Annotated in this window: 13 protein-coding genes; 7 read left to right on the top strand and 6 right to left on the bottom strand. The window is 56.3% G+C overall.

The window, feature by feature from the left end; genetic code table 11:
• The first annotated feature begins 2 nt into the window (after positions 1–2).
• The gene (locus tag Fuma_RS01890) at positions 3–788 is read left to right on the top strand and encodes a ComF family protein (RefSeq protein ID WP_077022636.1); all 786 of its coding nucleotides are present in this window, start codon (positions 3–5) and stop codon (positions 786–788) included.
• A 57-nt stretch (positions 789–845) separates the two neighbouring features.
• On the opposite strand, the gene nadC is transcribed toward Fuma_RS01890, so the two are convergent.
• On the bottom strand, positions 846–1,751 hold the full coding sequence (gene nadC, locus Fuma_RS01885; RefSeq protein WP_077022635.1) for a carboxylating nicotinate-nucleotide diphosphorylase: 906 nt from the start codon (positions 1,749–1,751) through the stop codon (positions 846–848).
• 253 nt (positions 1,752–2,004) lie between these two features.
• Here nadC and Fuma_RS01875 point away from each other — a divergent pair, with 253 nt between their 5' ends.
• The 3 genes from Fuma_RS01875 (at position 2,005) to Fuma_RS01865 (ending at position 4,939) form a co-directional block, all read left to right on the top strand.
• The gene (locus Fuma_RS01875) at positions 2,005–2,844 is read left to right on the top strand and encodes a TerC family protein (protein WP_218922372.1); all 840 of its coding nucleotides are present in this window, start codon (positions 2,005–2,007) and stop codon (positions 2,842–2,844) included.
• Positions 2,845–2,940: 96 nt separating this feature from the next.
• Positions 2,941–4,128: a S1C family serine protease gene (locus Fuma_RS01870; protein WP_077022633.1), complete on the top strand. Its 1,188-nt coding sequence runs from the start codon at positions 2,941–2,943 to the stop codon at positions 4,126–4,128.
• Between the two features lie 271 nt (positions 4,129–4,399).
• A complete protein-coding gene (locus Fuma_RS01865) occupies positions 4,400–4,939 on the top strand; it encodes a peptidylprolyl isomerase (protein WP_077022632.1) in 540 nt (179 codons plus the stop codon).
• Positions 4,940–5,041: 102 nt separating this feature from the next.
• On the opposite strand, the gene Fuma_RS01860 is transcribed toward Fuma_RS01865, so the two are convergent.
• Together Fuma_RS01860 and Fuma_RS01855 are read right to left on the bottom strand one after the other, a co-directional pair.
• A complete protein-coding gene (locus Fuma_RS01860; RefSeq protein ID WP_077022631.1) occupies positions 5,042–7,399 on the bottom strand; it encodes a DNRLRE domain-containing protein in 2,358 nt (785 codons plus the stop codon).
• Between the two features lie 259 nt (positions 7,400–7,658).
• Positions 7,659–8,141: an MOSC domain-containing protein gene (locus tag Fuma_RS01855; protein WP_077022630.1), complete on the bottom strand. Its 483-nt coding sequence runs from the start codon at positions 8,139–8,141 to the stop codon at positions 7,659–7,661.
• 151 nt (positions 8,142–8,292) lie between these two features.
• On the opposite strand from Fuma_RS01855, the gene mch reads away from it, so the two are divergent.
• From mch to Fuma_RS01840, 3 genes are all read left to right on the top strand, one after another.
• Complete coding sequence (gene mch / locus Fuma_RS01850) at positions 8,293–9,234, top strand: methenyltetrahydromethanopterin cyclohydrolase (protein ID WP_077022629.1); 942 nt, start codon at positions 8,293–8,295, stop codon at positions 9,232–9,234.
• Positions 9,235–9,344: 110 nt separating this feature from the next.
• Positions 9,345–10,226 carry an ATP-grasp domain-containing protein gene (locus tag Fuma_RS01845; RefSeq protein WP_077022628.1) on the top strand — a complete coding sequence of 294 codons (882 nt, stop codon included), beginning with the start codon at positions 9,345–9,347 and terminating at the stop codon, positions 10,224–10,226.
• A gap of 1 nt (position 10,227) precedes the next feature.
• Positions 10,228–11,154 (top strand): inositol monophosphatase family protein, encoded by a 927-nt coding sequence (locus Fuma_RS01840; RefSeq protein ID WP_077022627.1) that lies wholly within the window; start codon positions 10,228–10,230, stop codon positions 11,152–11,154.
• A 48-nt stretch (positions 11,155–11,202) separates the two neighbouring features.
• On the opposite strand, the gene Fuma_RS35115 is transcribed toward Fuma_RS01840, so the two are convergent.
• The 3 genes from Fuma_RS35115 to Fuma_RS01815 form a co-directional block, all read right to left on the bottom strand.
• Positions 11,203–14,220: an exo-alpha-sialidase gene (locus Fuma_RS35115; protein ID WP_158520826.1), complete on the bottom strand. Its 3,018-nt coding sequence runs from the start codon at positions 14,218–14,220 to the stop codon at positions 11,203–11,205.
• 747 nt (positions 14,221–14,967) lie between these two features.
• Positions 14,968–16,359 carry a hypothetical protein gene (locus tag Fuma_RS01820; RefSeq protein ID WP_077022626.1) on the bottom strand — a complete coding sequence of 464 codons (1,392 nt, stop codon included), beginning with the start codon at positions 16,357–16,359 and terminating at the stop codon, positions 14,968–14,970.
• On the bottom strand, positions 16,359–16,829 hold the full coding sequence (locus tag Fuma_RS01815) for a hypothetical protein (protein ID WP_145943913.1): 471 nt from the start codon (positions 16,827–16,829) through the stop codon (positions 16,359–16,361). The genes Fuma_RS01820 and Fuma_RS01815 overlap by 1 nt, the downstream gene beginning before the upstream one ends.
• Between the last annotated feature and the right edge of the window lie 49 nt (positions 16,830–16,878).

Genomic DNA, 16,878 nt, shown 5'->3' with positions numbered 1-16,878 from the left:
CTATGCAGAGCAACGGCGGCCGAACTACAAAACTGAAAGAATCCGTGGCGAGCTTTCTGCAGTCGGGGCTGGATGTTGTGTTTCCGTGGTCGTGTCTGCTGTGTCACTCGACGGCCGACCGAGTAACGAACGCAGCGGGCGGATCCGCGTTCTGTCAGACTTGTCGCAATGCACTGAGTCCCGAGTTGCCGTATACGTGTGACCGCTGTGGTGCGGAAGTCGGCCCATTCGTGACGACTGACAACGGCTGCGTTCACTGTCGCGGCAAGCCGATCCGGTTTGATTCGCTAAGCTGTCTGGGCATGTACGACGAATCTCTGCGGCATGCCATTCTGTCCGCCAAGTGGTCGTTTTCCACCGTGATGCTGGAATCGCTCACGGATCTGCTGACTGACAACCGAGGTGCGCAACTTCGCGATTTTGATCCGGAAATCATCATTCCGATTCCGCAGGGCTGGGCCGCTCGGCTCACCCGTCGGTTCAATTCCGCAGCGATCGTGGCAGCAGCGTTGTCGCGTTCGTTGAAAGTAAAGTCCGACCTTCACGTCCTTCGCCGCAGCCGGAACACGCGTCCGCAAAAACGAGTTTCAATTCAGCAGCGTTTCGAGAACCAGAAGGATGGCTTCCGTATCCGGGACGCTCACATGATTGCCGGTAAGCGCGTGCTGCTCGTCGATGACGTGGTCACCACGGGAGCCACATGCAGCGAAGCGGCTCGCCTGCTAAAAGCCAACGGAGCAACTGCGTGTCGAGTGGCAGTGCTGGCGCGGGTGTTGAACCCGAGCTGAAATTCTCCGGCAGTGTCAAATCTAAAAATCTCAGACTACCGATTCGTGAGTCACTGCTCACTTTTTCCAAGGCCAGTCATAACCCAAATCCAGCGCCGGAGCCGAATGCGTGATCGCTCCGATGCTGACGCGGTCCACCCCGGTGCCGGCGATGCAACTAATGGTTTCCAGATTCACGCCGCCCGACGCCTCCAAGCGAGTTTCCGGTGCCAGATCATTCCGCAGGGCGACTGCAGCCTGTAATTGTGACGGCTTCATGTTGTCCAGCAGCACGATTTCCGGCTTTGCCGCCAATGCGTCACGCAATTGCTCCAGTGTGTCGACTTCAACCTCCACCGGCAGGTCCAACGACTTCGCCGCCAGAAATTCTCGCGCCGCAATAACGGCATCGGCCACCGATGAGTTACCTCGCGCAGCAAGATGGTTGTCTTTGATCAGCATGCCGTCAAACAGGCCCATCCGATGATTGACGCCGCCTCCGCACCGCACGGCGTACTTGTGCAGAAGTCGATAGCCGGGCAGCGTTTTACGAGTGTCCAGAATCACGGCGCCGCTGCCTTCGGAACGCTTCACAAATTCGGCCGTCTTTGACGCAATGCCGCTAAGGTGGATCAAAAAGTTGAGGGCAATTCGTTCTCCGGTGAGCAGCAATTGAATCGGTCCCGTCACGGTGGCGACAATGGTGCCTGGTTCCAGCAAGCTGCCGTCTTCGACATGAACAGCAACACGAACCACACCTTCATCGCGCCCTTCGCGGCGGCAGAGTGCTGCATACACTCGCTCCATCAGCACCACACCACTAAGCCGCCCGCTTTCCCGCGCGACAACGTCAACGCTGGCGTCACGGTCGGCTGGCACGGTTGCCTGACTCGTCAGGTCGCCAAGTTGCTGAAGGTCTTCCGCCAGTGCCAGGTCGATTAAAGCGTCAGCGGCGGTCAGTGTGTCCGAATTGCAATCGGCCATGTGAGTTCTCTATGTGTTTCGCGTTCGCACAAAAATTGCCGCGGTGTAGTCGGCGCCGGCCCGTTGGCATCAAAGTCCAGTTGGCTTCGCCGGGCGAAGTCTACAAGTTCTGTTCGGCAAACCAAGCTCCACTCGATTCCGCAGCACAATTCACGGCCCAATTGAATTCGGCTTGCGAAATCCACTACAGTCCGCCAACGTTGCCCTTCGCAAAACGGCCCATTGCCAGAAGCTTCAAACGCTGGAAAACACCATGGATACGATTGTTGCTCACATCATGACCCTGCTGATGCTCACGCTGCTGCAGGCTGTGCTGGGTTTCGACAACCTCTTATATATTTCTATCGAATCAAAACGGGTGGAGGCTGACAAACAGTCTTTCGTTCGCAAGTGGGGCATCGGGCTGGCCATTATCCTGCGAATCCTGTTGCTAATTGTGGTCACTCAGGCCATCCAGCACTTCCAGGATCCGTTTACAGAACTGCACTGGGACGCCATCAGCTACGACCTGAACGTCCACGCGCTGATCGTACTGATTGGCGGCGCGTTTATTATCTACACGGCGATCAAAGAAATCAGCCACATGCTGGCGGACCACGATCTTACGGCCGCCACAAATACGGACGAAAAACGGTCAGTCGGAAGCGCCTTGTTCTGGATTATCACCATGAACCTGGTCTTCAGCTTTGATTCGATTCTCAGCGCCATCGCACTCGCGTCGACACCCAGTGAAGTCGACGGCGTGAGAGCTCAGACGATCGAAACCGGCGGAATGATCATCATGTCACTGGCCGTCATTTTCAGCGGCGTGCTGATGATTTGGTTGTCTGACCGAGTCAGTGATTTTCTGCAGAAGAATCGTATGTATGAAGTGCTGGGATTGTTCATCCTGTTCATCGTGGGCATTATGCTGGTGTCTGAAGGTGGCCACTTGGCTCATCTAAAACTGTTCGGATACGCTGTCGAACCTATGGCGAAAAGCACCTTCTACTTTGTGCTGGCCGTCCTGATTTTGGTAGACCTTGTTCAGGGGCGATACCAGAAAAAACTGCTTGCGGTACAGGCAGCGGCCGCCAAAAAGACGCCTACGTAGTACGCCTAACTTGCGTTAAAATGGCCGCAACGGAGCAAGCCACTTCCACGCTCATAAGCACGCGAATTTCCACGCCGAAAACGAACGGAGTCCGCTATGAAACAGATTGCCATTTGCTTCTTCTCTGCCGCCGCTGGCATGGTGTTCGGCTCGTGGTTACTGACGCCGACCAGCAGTCTTCCAGCCGCAAGCGGGCAGCAGGCAGCAGACGACACCGGCCTGCAAATCCCGCCCGTAAACATCCCCACGCCGGCATGCAATCGGCCGCAGTCACCGGCTTATCAGACGGCCGAGCCACGAGCTTACGATGCCGATGGATTAACGCCGGATGAAGCGGCGGCAGCTTTCGTCTACGAATCGAATAACCGCAGCGTCGCCAACATTGCGACTCGAATTGGCGGCGAACGATTTTTGTTTCGCGAAAACCCAACGGAAGACGCTGGCTCCGGATTCGTGATCGACAAAGCCGGGCACATTCTCACCAACTTCCACGTGGTCGAAGGAGCTCAGCGCATTCTGGTGACTCTGTTTGATGGTGAAACTTATGAAGCCGAAACGGTAGGTGGAGACGCAGTGAATGACATCGCAGTGATCCGAGTCGATGCGCCTGCCGAACTGTTGGTGCCTGTGACGATTGCGGATTCCAGCGTTCTGAAAGTCGGTATGAAGGTCTTTGCCATCGGCAACCCATTTGGCCTGGAACGCACGATGACGACCGGCATCATTTCCAGTCTGAATCGCACGCTGCCCGTCACGCGTGCTCGTTCGATTAAGTCAGTCATTCAAATTGACGCGGCGATCAATCCCGGCAACTCCGGCGGTCCCCTGCTTGACGCTCACGGGCGTTTGATCGGCATGAACACTGCTATCGCCAGTCGTACGGGCCAGAACTCCGGCATCGGTTTTGCCATCCCGTCCAACCTGATCTCGCGAGTGATTCCGGAACTGATTGAGCATGGTCGTGTGATTCGTCCGGACATCGGTATTTCGCAAGTACTGAAGACAGAAGCCGGACTAAGAATCCTGAGAATGGATCCAGACGGCCCGGCGGCTCGCGCCGGCCTGAAAGGGCCTCAGCTACGACGTCGCAAGAGCGGCTTCGTCGTGTTTGAGGTGGAAGACCGCAGCGTGGCCGATCTGATCGTCGGTGTGAACGGCAAGAAAACTCTGAAGGTGGATGAATTCCTGTCTGAAGTCGAGAGCCACCACCCAGGCGACACAATTACAGTGAACGTCATCCGCGACGGCAAACCGTTTAGCGTAAAAGTGACATTAGGGCGGTAGCTTCGCGGCACAATCCGATACGCAGTCTCATGCGGCAAAATTGCCGAGCAGCAAGCTCTGGCATGGCGATTTGCTTCAGCAGGCCCTCAACTGGTTCCGCCTGAACGAGGACCGTGGATCCCACAGGAATGTGGTTCCGCGGAAATCCGCAACTACGCTTATTAATGAGTGTGCCGGGTCGCGGTGGCTTGCCAAATTCTGCTCCATCAACGACGCTTCGCCTGATCACGAGATCTCACTATTTCTATTTCACACCAGTCATCAGGACATCATGGCCACGAACTACCAGCCGAAAGTCAGCGAAGCTCAGAAGGAAATTGACTTCGACGCCAACACTTACCAAATCGAACTCAACACCAACCACGGCCGGATTCTGCTGGATCTCATGCCCGACGTGGCACCCGGACACTGCGCAAACATGATTGGGCTGGCGAAAATCGGCTACTACGACGGCCAGTCGTTTCATCGCATCATCGGCGGATTCATGATCCAGGGCGGATGCCCTCAGGGAACTGGCACCGGCGGACCAGGTTACAACATCGATGCCGAATTCAATGACACGCCACACGTCGAAGGCGTGCTGTCGATGGCCCGCACAAGCGATCCCAATTCTGCCGGGTCACAGTTTTTCATCTGCCTGGGTGCTCACACGCATCTGGACAATCAATACACGGCCTTCGGTCGAACGGCCGACGACGCCAGCATGGATGTCGTGCGAAAACTGGGAGCACTCCCAACGGACGCAGGCGATCGTCCGAAATCACCAGCGACGATTGAATCAGCGAAGGTGATTGCGACGCCAGTTGGATAGCCTGAAATCATCACCACACCAGTACGCAAAAAAGCCCGGCTCATCTTTTGAACCGGGCTTCTTTCGTTTTGTACGGTTGAAAACGACCGCAGAAGACACGTCTTACAGCTCGTCGTCGAGCAGGTTGTAGTTGCCAAACAGAATTTGCAGTGCGTCTCTTTCGCCATCCACCTCGATAGCCACTCCGGACGTATCGGGATTTGTCAGCAGTTCCAGGTCGAGGTAATGGCGAGCTGACAGTTTGGCGATGAATTCCCCCTTCAAACCGCCGCCGGCCGCCGTGGTGCCGACTTCCCATCGGTGCAGACTGCCGTCTTCCAGCATGAAATACCAGCGGTTGTCTCGGTCGATCACCCAGCGTTCGTTGCGGCCACCCCAGTTGCGAAAGTCGCTGGTTGTCGTGCTAAAGCCGAACTCAGCATCCAGTTGTGTGGCCAGGCTTTGATCGATGCTGTGCGGAGCTGTCTGCCGCCAGCCGGAATCGACCACCTGATGAACCGTATACGCGCCGAGTGGGATGTTTTCGAAAACGTACCAGCCACGCTCTGTTTCGAAGTCGATCTCACCGTCTTCGTTCCAGTCGATGCTCTCCGTTGTCGTCGTCGCGACAACCGCTCCATCCTCGTCTCGCAACTCAATTGTGCGTCCATTCAACCACGGTTCTACGGTCAACTGGGGGCCTGGCGATGGTGCAGAATCGATAGATCCCTGGGTCCCCGCTGCATCTGCTGAGTTGCCCCAGTAGGTTGGCTGTCCGTCGGTATCGATGATGAACCATGCGTCCCGCTCGAAATCAAACAACCACGCCTCGCCATCACCAAGCTCGACCAGCGGCGGCATCGGCTCAAGCTCAAGATCCTCATTCCGAAAGCCATCTGGTCGCACATCCAACCACGCTCGACCTTTGGCAATCGTTTCGCGGACGTTGCCGAAGTCGGTACGGAAGTCACTGTTCGTAATATTGGGATCTGAATTATAGCCGCCGTTGGCCAGCAGTCCGGGATCATCAAAATAGGCTTTGCCGGGCGAAGCCACGTACTCCCCGTTTAGCGGATTTTGACTGGTAATTGGCTTCGCATCCCAGCGGTACAAGTCGCCGGAAGGAAGAATATAGTGCCAGCCCGATTGGTCGCCGAACAACCACTTCTCACCAAGTCCGCCCAGATCTTCGTAGTAGGAACTCTGCTGCTTCAGATCCAGCGAATTGATGGCCTGCGTCGAAGAGTCTGACGTATCGAAGGTGATTTTTGCGTTTTCGTGCCAGCCGTCTGGAACCACCTGACGCACGGTGCAGGAAACGCCTTGTTCGACTTCAAACCGATACCAGCCGCCTTCCGTGACACTGTCGATGGCATCATCGCCATTGGAATCGCGGCCACCAGACACCGTCGTTTGCACGACCGTCCCATCGGGACCAATCAATTCGACAGTCCAGCCGTCCAGCCACGGTTCGGGATCGCCAATGCTGGTTTCGACCAAACCTGGTTCAAGGTAGAACTTCGGATCGACCTTGCCAACGACCGTACCTGTTAACGCTCCACCAACTCCTGACCACTTCGTTAACGTGCCGTCTTCCGTCAGAAAGTACCAGCGACCAGAGCCTGTCGACTTAAACCAATGCTCGCCGCCGCCAAACCCATCGAAGTAGGTGTTGCCATTCACGATTGAAAGCTGCAAATCAGAAAGCAGCGCATCCGTCTGGATGCCATCGCCGTTCAGGTCGTTCCAAATGCGACCTTCCACAATCGCGGGCGGCAGCGGTGGTTCTTCGTATGTGATTTCTAAGGTCGGCGCTAGCCCGGCGTCCGGAGCGTTATTGCTGACGAATGATTTTACGCCGCTGGCCGCCGCCTGAATCAGCCAGCCGAAGTTCGTGGAAGCGTCGTCAATCCACGCTTGAACGTCGTCGATCAGGCCGCCGCCGATCCATTCATAAGCCCCCGCTTCGCCAACTGTCGTCGATCCGGATGCGCCACCAAAGTCGCCACCTTCGTTGTTCCACAGCTCGCCGTCGAATGAAGAATACAACCACGTCGCATCGAACTTCTGGGCAGGGGCGCCAGTGGTTTCGTCGCCTGGAGCATTTGATCCGGCCTCGCCCCATGACGAAGTGACTCGATGCACGGACACACTGGCCGAACCGCCGGTTGAGGCGGCCACATTCAATACCAATACGGCGTCAATAATTGTGGAGCCTTCCGGGATCGAGGCTCCTCCGACATCGAATTTGACCAGGCTGCGAGTTCCACTGCCCGCCAAAAGGAACTCACCACTGCCGTTACTGGCGTCGACATCGCTGGCGTAAATTGTGGTGTCCTGCGACGCACCGACCTGCAATGTCACGGCGCTAAGCAGCTGCCGGGTTTCCAGCAATTCGGCGGCTGCCGGACGCTGCGCAGCACGGGAATTGCGGCGCGAAGCGTTGCATTTCAATTGACTGCGAAGGTGACTTAGAAGCATTCCAGAGCTTTACATCGGGACCGGAACGACTGAGAAACATCAAACGACTTCCCTGTCACTCTACGCCCGAATTCCGCTTCCTGCGTGAATTCAATGATGGGTCGGTTGTTATTAGTTAACCCGTTTCCCTGTCCCATCTTCGGACGACAAGTTCGATTTTCCAGCATTCTTCCGCAAAATCGAACAGCGCGTGAACGTTTCAACAGACGCAGCTACGCCACAAAACCAACACATCGGCAGAACACTGTACAGACGTCAACTAAGAACTGGTCACAGCATCCCCGCACGCTATTTCGCCGCCTTCTACGACTAAGCATGTCAGTCCGCCGTGGCCAACCATGGCTTCATAGCCGCCTTGCCCCAGGTTTTTCTCCATGCGATTGCAGGGAGGACAATCGCCGGTCCCCTTCAGGACGGCGCTGCCGATTCGGAACTCTCTGCCATCCAGTGCAGCAAGATTGATGCCGGACACCACGATATTCCGACGAAGGTCCGCCGGATCGACGGTTTCAACTTCCAGCAGTTCTGCAATGACGCTCAGGTGCTCTTTCTGAATCAGGGTCACTTGACGATGCGACTGACTGTTCTCACGAAAATGGTGTTCGCCCACGATTCCGCAATTAGCGACAAGTTCAATTTTGTCCCGAGCCGCCAGCGGGCCACTTTTTGTTGAGGTGGTTCCAATCCATTCGACGCGACCGCTGAAGTTTCGGAGGTTTAACAGTTCGGGGTGGTCGGTCACGTGAGATCTCCAGAGCGCGTGGTGTGAAAGTTAAGGTTAGCATACCGGAATCGGGAACAATTTTCCGCCGCTGGCCGCTGCAATTTGGCTTGCTATTCTGGACACCCTGCGGCAATCGCAAACAAATTCAGCCACGTAGTACCCGATCTTTATGTTGAATCAGCTCAACGAACGTTCCGCCAGAATCCTGCAGAACGCCGTATCGAATGCCGACGATCTCCGCATCGAGGTCTCACAATTAGCACAAGCAAAGGTGTTGGACTTTGGCGTGAAATCGCCGGGCGGCATAGAAGCAGGCCTCGTTCTGGCGCGAACCTGCATGGCCGGACTGGGACACGTCGATCTTCACGCTGCTGGTTCGTTAATCGACGTGCCGCAGGTCTTCGTGCGAACCGACCACCCGTTAGCCGCCTGCCTGCAATCGCAGTACGCGGGCTGGAAGATTGCCACAGACGATTTCTTCGCAATGGGTTCCGGACCAATGCGAGCCGCCGCCGCTTCCGAGGAATTGTTCGACGAATTCCCCGCGCAGGAAGACGGGCCCGTTTGCGTGGGAGTTCTCGAAGCGGGATCTCTGCCAACGGAAGCTGCCATACAGACCGTCCGGGAGAAACTCACCAAACACGCAGAACTATTTCTTGCTGTCGCCCCTACAGCATCTCAGGCCGGTAACATTCAGGTTGTGGCGAGGTCTGTAGAAACGGCGATGCACAAACTTCACGAACTGAAATTTCCAGTGGACGTTATCGTCAGCGGGACGGGGACCGCTCCGCTGCCACCGGTGGCCAATGATGATCTGGCCGGCATTGGCCGCACGAACGATTCAATCCTGTACGGCAGCGTCGTCAACCTTTGGGTCCGGTGCGAAGACGAATTGATCGAAGAGATCGGACCTCAGACACCTTCCAATTCCAGCAGTTCGCACGGGCAATCGTTCCTGAAGCTGTTCAAAGAAGCGAACCACGATTTCTATGCTCTGGACAAAGCGCTGTTTAGTCCGGCAGTGGTGATCTTCCATAACCTCACATCTGGTCGCAGTTTGCGATTCGGGACGCTGATGCCCGAATTGCTTCATCGTTCGTTTGGGATGTAGCTGACAAGGCTTAGCCGCACTCCAGATCAAACGATCGTTCGGAGTCGCTTTGCCAAAGTCGTTCTGATCAAGACGGCAGGAATTTTGGTAGGTGTTAGCGAAAGGTGCCAATGCGAATCGGTGTGCTGGGCAATGCGGGAAGTTGGTACGTCAATCAGCTTTGTTTCAACATCAATCAACGCGGTCATGAAGCCTTCGAATTGCAGTTTCCGAACCTGACGGCATCAGTCCGAGACGGCGTAGTCGGCCTGGAGATTGACGGCGTAGATCTGCACGGTCTGGACGCGTTGCTGGTCCGTACGATGCCGCCTGGGTCGCTTGAGCAGGTTGTATCGCGGATGGATTTTCTGGCTGGAATCGCGGACAGCGGCGGGCTTGTCGTCAATTCGCCCAAAGCCATCGAATGCGCGGTCGACAAATACCTGACGACTCAAAAGCTGGCATTCGCAGGGCTGCCCGTCCCTGACACGATCGTCTGCGAGAACAGCGATGCGGCAATAGAGGCGTTTGAACGACTTGGCGGCGATGTCGTCGTCAAGCCACTTTTCGGAGCCGAAGGCCGTGGCATTTTGCGAGTGAACCATCCGGAAATGGCGTTGCGAGTTTTCCGAACTCTGGAACGACTAAACGCCACGATCTATCAACAACAGTTTTTAACGGGCCCTCTGGAAGACATTCGAATACTTCTGCTGGACGGCGAGCTGGTCGCGTCAATGAAGCGAACGCCAGCCAGCGGAGATTTTCGCGCGAACGCGGCTCAGCACGGCACAGCAGTGCCACATCAACCGACACCAGACGAAATGAATCTTGCTCTGGCGGCCGCCGGCGTGACTGGCTGCGTTTTTTCCGGCGTGGACCTGATGTATAACGCCGCGGGAGAAGCCGTCGTAATCGAAGTCAACGCGGTCCCCGGTTGGCGAACGCTGCAAAAGACCTGCGGCGTCAACGTGCCGGATCGCCTCTTGACGTGGATAGAACTTCAGGGAAATTGATATGCATGAGAATCTTAAGCCAATCATCGCCGCTTTGGCAGAAGCTCTGCCGCCCGTGATGCGATGGAGTGGTGCGGTGGCGAAACGACTTCGCCAATTCAACATCGCTGTCGAAGGGAAGTCTTCCGGGAATTCCAACACGGATGCTTTGACGCTGGCCGACTTATCCGTGCAGGAGTTTCTGGTCGCGGCACTGCGAGACGCAGACCCGATTCTGAAATCCTGCCGCATTGAAGGCGAAGAATCCACGGGCGACATGGATCTGTTTTCCAAAGACGCGAAGCTATCGATCGCGTTGGATCCCATCGACGGCACCAAGCAGTACCGCGACCGTTCCGGCAACGGCTACTCAATTATCGCTCATCTGCACGACGATGAAACGCCTTACTATTCGTTGGTGTTCGCTCCGGAAATGGGCGAATCCGGAACATGGGTCGAAGTGGGTCCGGACCGCCTTCGTTGCGGCGAAGATGACACAACTCGCACGGCACGACAGGTGCTGGACGACCTTCCCGACCTGAGAAACGCACGCAACGCCGACGCAAAAGGAATCTACCTGATCGGCTTTCAGGAACGCGATGCCGAATGCGCTCGCATGGTCGACGAGCTTGGTCTCATGGGTCGTACGTCGAGCGAAATGGCGGGCAGTATTTATCCGCTGATGGCCACTGGCGAATACGCCGGCTCCCTAATTCATTCGCCCAACATCTACGACTTTCCCGTGTCGATGCACATCGCTCGGTTGCTGGGCGGTGACGCTGTTTGGGCTCACAACGGCAAGCCTGTCCACTACAGAGAACTATGGATGGACGATCGAGCCGACATGCTGCGTTTTCCCGGAGTCGTAGCATGCAGTGAATACGCCAGCGTGAACCAGCAGCTGTGCGAACTGGCCAAAGACTGGAGTCAGGTACGCTACGCAGATTGACCGGGAGGTCGCGACGCGTCCACGTTCGCAGGCTGCCGCGCAGCTTTGTTACTTCTTTTCCTGCGCTTCCAGCATGCGTTTTACGCGGTCCTGTTCCTGCTTCAGTGCTTCTCCTGTGACTGGCATCGGAATGAAATCCGGATCGGCCGTAAGTTGCTCGTCATGAGGGATCTCACGCCAGCGTAGGTTGCGGAACCAGACATCCTGTCCGTGGTCCTGAAGCCACAACCGTCCACCGCGTGCCGTCAAATCCGCACCGCGAATCTTCAGCAGTTCGACCTGCTTCGCCCACTTCGGATCTGTGTAGTCGAAGGACAACACCCGCTCACCGTTGACCCAATGTTCGATGACCGAGCCTTTGCATTTCACCCGGCCGCTGTTCCATTCGCCCAACGGTCTGGTCGCGTCTTTGGACGGTGCCATGCAGAAGAAAAGCGAACCGGCTGATTGGCGAGCGTTTTTGCCGTAGGGACTGTGGACGTTGTCGAGAATCTGGTACTCGTACTGGGCCGGGCGATAGTAGACGCCGGAGTTGCACCCCTTCGACACTTTCCATTCAAAACGCAGTTCAAAGTCGTCCGGCACAAGAGCGTCGGTGTACGTGAGTGGTCCGCCTGCCTGTTTGCGGGCAAAGGCACCGTCTTCGATGCTCCAGTTGCCAGCGTGCTCCCAACCAGAAAAGCTCCTGCCATCGAACAGGCTGGTAAACGCGACTTGTTCCGCCAACGCATCCGTTTCCGCCAGCGTGAAACGCGTGTTCATGACGGAATGCTTTTCAGGACCATCGGCGTATTTCAGGTACGTTGTCGCGATGATGGTACCGTCTGGCAGTACTTCGAGGTCGGAGTAGCCGCAATCGGCGTTGCCCTGACCGGGCTTGTCAGATTCTTTACGGATCGTGTTGTGGAAAAGTTTGACGCGGTAGTCGCCCGGTTTGCCTTTGAGTATATCTTCGAAACGCCCGACCCAACCAACATAGTGGCCGTATGTTGCACTGCTGGTGGCCACGTCGCGAAACGCGATCACCAAACGTCCGTCGGGAGCAAATTTGGCAACATGGCGATCGCCCGTGAGTGCGGCAGGCAGCTCCTTCGGTGCGGTCCAGGTCTTCGCACCGTCGCGGCTGACGGAGAACATCGACTGGTGTTTGCGGCTGTTTTCTCGAAGCAGCATCAGGTGCGTTTTGCCATCGGCCGAACAGATCACGCACGGCTGACTCCATCGTTGCGGAACGCGGAGGATGCGACGACTGGGACTCCAGGTCAGACCACCGTCGATCGAATCGCTTTGGACGACGTAGCCCGGAAGATCGCTCCACATCACGTGCCGCTTGCCGTCATCAAAACTAAGGATCGGCTTCGGAGGAACTTCTCCCTCAACGCCGTTCGGCACCATGGGGGTCCAGGTTTCGCCACCGTCTTCGGAATACGATTGATGCATCGGGTAGGGCGGTTTCCCCTGACGGCTCCAATCAAGACCATCTGCAAAACAGAAGAGTCGCGCGGTGCCGTCTGGCCCGATAAGGCGATGTAACGCGGGCGTGTTTGAGGTTTCCTTCCAGTTCGCCGGCACATTCAGCGGCTTGCTCCAGGTGAGTCCCGCGTCTGTACTTTTTGCGATCGGGCCAATCCATTGTGCGTGGCCGAGACACCAGGCGGTGAACATCGTTTTGCCGTCCAGCAACAGAACCGTGTCGCAGTGACCCTGATAAACCGACGTCGTGCCCGCAGCGACAACGGAGTGGCGATCTTTGTCCTGTGAAAGATCGACAAGCGGCATGTCGATCTCGCGGCTCACTTCGGGTGTCGGGCCACTGAACGCAGGAAGCTTTGCCACTTCACGCGCGAGTGGACGGCTGATGAGCATTTTCGTCTTCGACTTCGGCCCGTTGAATTCTTTGGCGAGGACGTCATCTTCGGTGAAACGAGCCATCAGGATTTCGCCGTCCGTCGCGCGGTTTCGGTCCCATGAAATGTAGATCGTGCCATCAGGAGCCTGAAAGCCATCGGGGTATGACACACCAGTCCGCTCATCGAGCATTAAGCTGCCGCGCCAGGTTTTGCCATCGTCGTCACTGAGCCACGCCGTAAGAAGACTGCGCCCTTCGTGCGTGTCGATTCTGGCTCCGTGCTTCACGAGCAGAAGGCGGTTCGAAGCCAGACGTCGAATGTGGAACCGTGCGACCGGATGATTAATCTTCGAAGCAACTGGCTCCGACCACGTGCGACCTGCGTCGGTCGATTCCGATTCCATGATGCCCTTGCGCGTGCGAGCCAGCATCCAGAGCGAATTGTCGTCGCGTTCCACGATCATGTGCTCATGCCAATCAGGATCAGGAAACGTCCTGACGCCACGCCGTGCCCATGTCGCCCCCTCATCATTCGAAACGAAGACGTTCGCGCCGCGCAGCGGGTCGAGTTCGCGGAAGCAGCCACGGAACTCTCGAAAGCCAGGGCGTTGGTCAAGCGAGATCGGCAGCATCCATTCGCCAGTGGAGAGGACAGTCGGTTTGTTCAACGTCACGCCGTGCCAGATGCGGCGTGGTTCGGACCACACCGGCGCATCAGCGTCGGGGTTCGCGCAAACGGTCGCCCACACGCCGGCGCGGCCATCGTACATATCCATCGATTGATCAAAGATCAGCCACAGCCGACCTTGGGGATCGGTCCAGAGATTGCCAACAAGGATGCTCCGTTTTGCGCCGAGCCCCTGCGCATGAGAATTGAGCACCGCGCGAGGGCTCGACCACGTTTCACCGTCGTCGTCGCTGGAAGCGAGGATGAAGAATGCGTCCGGGCTGTCACCGCCCGCAACCCAACAGGACCACAGCCTCCCGCCCGGCGTGCGTTCGATGCCGATGGTCATGCCATAATCGAGCTTATCGTAGTCGTACTCCGGCAGCGGCGAAGTATTCACCACCGGCGGCACAAGCGCGTGGTCGGCAACCTTCTCCATCTTCGCAATGCGAACGGCGGCCTGCTCAGGCGTTTCCTTTTTATCTTCAGCTTGCGAGATCCCGGCTGTCATAGCGAGAAACAAAGCGGTCAGCGCAGCGGTACGTTTCATGGGGTTGTTTCAGGTGGGAAATGGTTTGGCCAGCGGTCACGATTGCCTCCACAACGTTCAACACAACAAAGGTTGCCGAAGCTTTGGACAAGTTGAGCCGGCCGATGGGTGGTTCTTCCAACGTGACGGCGATTATCAACATTTCGGCGGCTGAATCTATCGACCGCGCCGCCCACGGCGCCGTGGACCGTTGGGCAGGGCCGCCCTCCTTTCGAAGTTGGGCGCGGTGCGTAGTATTGTTTGCGTTTGAGGGAGTGTATTTGAGTTCAGACAAGAGTAACGGCAGTGAACAGCGTCCCTGCGGGAAGCCTGCTGGCCTTCTTAGCCGCGGAGCAGAAAAGCGGACATTGTACTTATCAATAAAGTAGAATGGCCTCTTATTGTCTTTGTCCCCTTATTGTCTTCAGCGGCGCTGAAACGTTATTCGCCGCGTCAGCATTGACGCATCTGCGTACTTATCAGAGCCCGCTTCACTTGCCATTAACGCTCGCGACGAAGAAGTCGGAAGTTCCTTAGCGTGGCGCGCTGAACAGTCCAACTCGGCCGCCCCATCACGACGGCCTTCTGTTCCCAGAACAATCACGCTCTTCTGTCACACCTGCCTTCAGCTCCACAGAAGAATCAAATTTCAGACCCGCCAAAATCAATCGTATAAATCAACACCGACGAACTAAACTGTTACTTTCTTATGTCTTAGATTCGTCCTGCGATAAAGCAGAACGTCCGTTTCAGACTTGCGTCCGGTGCCTACTTTGATTTGGACCGTCTGAACGTGAGTAATGCAATCGCGGCCAGTACCGTCGCTGCGAACACGGCAAATTCAATCAGCAGTCGCATGCCCCATGACAACTGATTAAATGCGTCACTGCCGACCAATGAGGGAACCAGATCGGCGGCAGCGAAGGCTCCCAGAATCACCATCACGTGCGTGACCCAGCGAGTTTCCTGCACTTCGTGGCAGCGAGCGGACGCTTCGATGCTTTCGAAAAATACGTCGGCTCGTTTTAGCGTGGATGCAGCGTAGTCCTGATCACTTTCTGCCTGAGCGACGGGGCTGTTCGCGATGCGATCATAAAGCAATTCCACAATGTCATCAGCACCCTGCGGCCACGTTTTTGTCGCCGCAATCAGGTTCCTTCGGTTGATCGAAATCGTGTGAACTTCCCGTCGGGTTTCTTCTGTCTTTTCAGTCAATGATGACCGCCCGTCCGTCAGTTTGTCACTGACGGTTCGCAATTCTTCCAGTCGCAGCTGCGTAAGTTTTCGTGCCTTCAGCCGTCGGTTGATGCGTTCAATGCGTTTCTTTTCGGCGGAAAATTCTGTTGTGGCTGTGGGAAGTTCTCCGGCCAGCAGATGCTGTAGTTCAAAGTCGTGAGCTTGTACCGATGGTGACAGGTCTTCTTTCAGGCGTTTACTGGAATTGACGGCTTTCAGGTGACACAAACCGATCAGCGGCAAGTGCATCAGAAGCTGCTCTTCCGGCGAGCTTAACGTCGAACCATCCTGGTGCTGAACGCGATCTGCATCCGTTTGCACCGGGTAGACAAAGGCAGCTCCCAGCGTGGCGGCTTGCATTCCATTGGCCAGTGGTCCCGGCAGAAACATGGCGTGCCCTGTGTCGATGGCAGGAAGTGGTTCTCCGAACTGCCGCAGATAGTGGTTGTGCAACACTTGAGCGACGGTCATTAGACAGCCGTAGCTTCCCTTTGTTTCCGCCTGCACAACAGTGAATGAACCCAAATAGTTTGAAACGCCATGTTGACCGAACTGTAAATCGGTGAAGTCTGGCAGATTACTCACGGAAAATTCGCCGGGAGCTTCCACATTAATCGCCAGAACAAACACGTCCAGCAGATGACGAATTTCAAGCTCGATATTTAGCTTGCCCCGTCGTTTGCGAGGCATGTGCAGCAGGCGATGGCTGTCGAACGACGTGCCCGGCTGCAGGGTGACCGTTTTGTTTGTCCCCGTGTTGCACTTTTCCTGATAAACCTTCAGCACGGTGTCGAATTGCTGCTGCAGTTCCGCCAGCGTTGGTCCGGTGTCTCGTAGATTGGGAACTTTGAAGTAGAACCACACGTAACGAGTGGGGTTTACGAAGGTTACGTGCGACGTTGTCAGTTGAGCGTTGGTCGGCATCAGACCTGAGTTGTCGGCTTGTTGATGGATTGCAGTGTCTCGGCAACCTTAGATTCGTCCGGCGTTTCCGGTACGAGTGCGGCGGTCAGTGCCTGAATGCGTTGGCGGAGTCTGGGAACGGTCGAATTAACGACCTGCCCATCCAGTTCCACGTCCGCCGCAACCTGTCCAAACGACGGCCCGCGGTCGACCTCGGCGGTCGGACTTGTGCTAAGAATCTTCCGAACCTCCTCAGCCACCTCGGGGACATACGTAATCTGAGGCGACAGCAGGAAATCGACCAGGGAGTGATCGCGACTGGCCAGCGTGTCCAGCCAAGCAGCCGTTTGTTGTTTTGGGGGGCGTTCGGTGAGTGTTGTTTGCAGTGTGTTAAGTTCGCGTTGGAGTCCGCCTAGGTTCCATTTTCGCAGGTCGTCAAGATGGTGATCGACGACAGACAGGATCGGGTCCAGAAGACATGGATGAGACATAAGCAACTCCTCACGGCAGAAGAAAACAACATCCTCATTGTTCGCAGGT

The organism is Fuerstiella marisgermanici (assembly GCF_001983935.1).
GTDB classification, from domain to species: Bacteria; Planctomycetota; Planctomycetia; order Planctomycetales; family Planctomycetaceae; genus Fuerstiella; species Fuerstiella marisgermanici.
The sequence above is the reverse complement of the archived record's forward strand: the minus strand, read 5'-3'. Positions and strand labels throughout refer to the sequence as shown.

Coding starts and splice junctions, on each gene's coding strand:
- Fuma_RS01890 (WP_077022636.1), top strand. CDS start 3: ATGCAGAGCAACGGCGGCCGAACTACAAAACTGAAAGAATCCGTGGCG.
- nadC (WP_077022635.1), bottom strand. CDS start 1,751: ATGGCCGATTGCAATTCGGACACACTGACCGCCGCTGACGCTTTAATC.
- Fuma_RS01875 (WP_218922372.1), top strand. CDS start 2,005: ATGGATACGATTGTTGCTCACATCATGACCCTGCTGATGCTCACGCTG.
- Fuma_RS01870 (WP_077022633.1), top strand. CDS start 2,941: ATGAAACAGATTGCCATTTGCTTCTTCTCTGCCGCCGCTGGCATGGTG.
- Fuma_RS01865 (WP_077022632.1), top strand. CDS start 4,400: ATGGCCACGAACTACCAGCCGAAAGTCAGCGAAGCTCAGAAGGAAATT.
- Fuma_RS01860 (WP_077022631.1), bottom strand. CDS start 7,399: ATGCTTCTAAGTCACCTTCGCAGTCAATTGAAATGCAACGCTTCGCGC.
- mch (WP_077022629.1), top strand. CDS start 8,293: ATGTTGAATCAGCTCAACGAACGTTCCGCCAGAATCCTGCAGAACGCC.
- Fuma_RS01845 (WP_077022628.1), top strand. CDS start 9,345: ATGCGAATCGGTGTGCTGGGCAATGCGGGAAGTTGGTACGTCAATCAG.
- Fuma_RS01840 (WP_077022627.1), top strand. CDS start 10,228: ATGCATGAGAATCTTAAGCCAATCATCGCCGCTTTGGCAGAAGCTCTG.
- Fuma_RS35115 (WP_158520826.1), bottom strand. CDS start 14,220: ATGAAACGTACCGCTGCGCTGACCGCTTTGTTTCTCGCTATGACAGCC.
- Fuma_RS01820 (WP_077022626.1), bottom strand. CDS start 16,359: ATGCCGACCAACGCTCAACTGACAACGTCGCACGTAACCTTCGTAAAC.
- Fuma_RS01815 (WP_145943913.1), bottom strand. CDS start 16,829: ATGTCTCATCCATGTCTTCTGGACCCGATCCTGTCTGTCGTCGATCAC.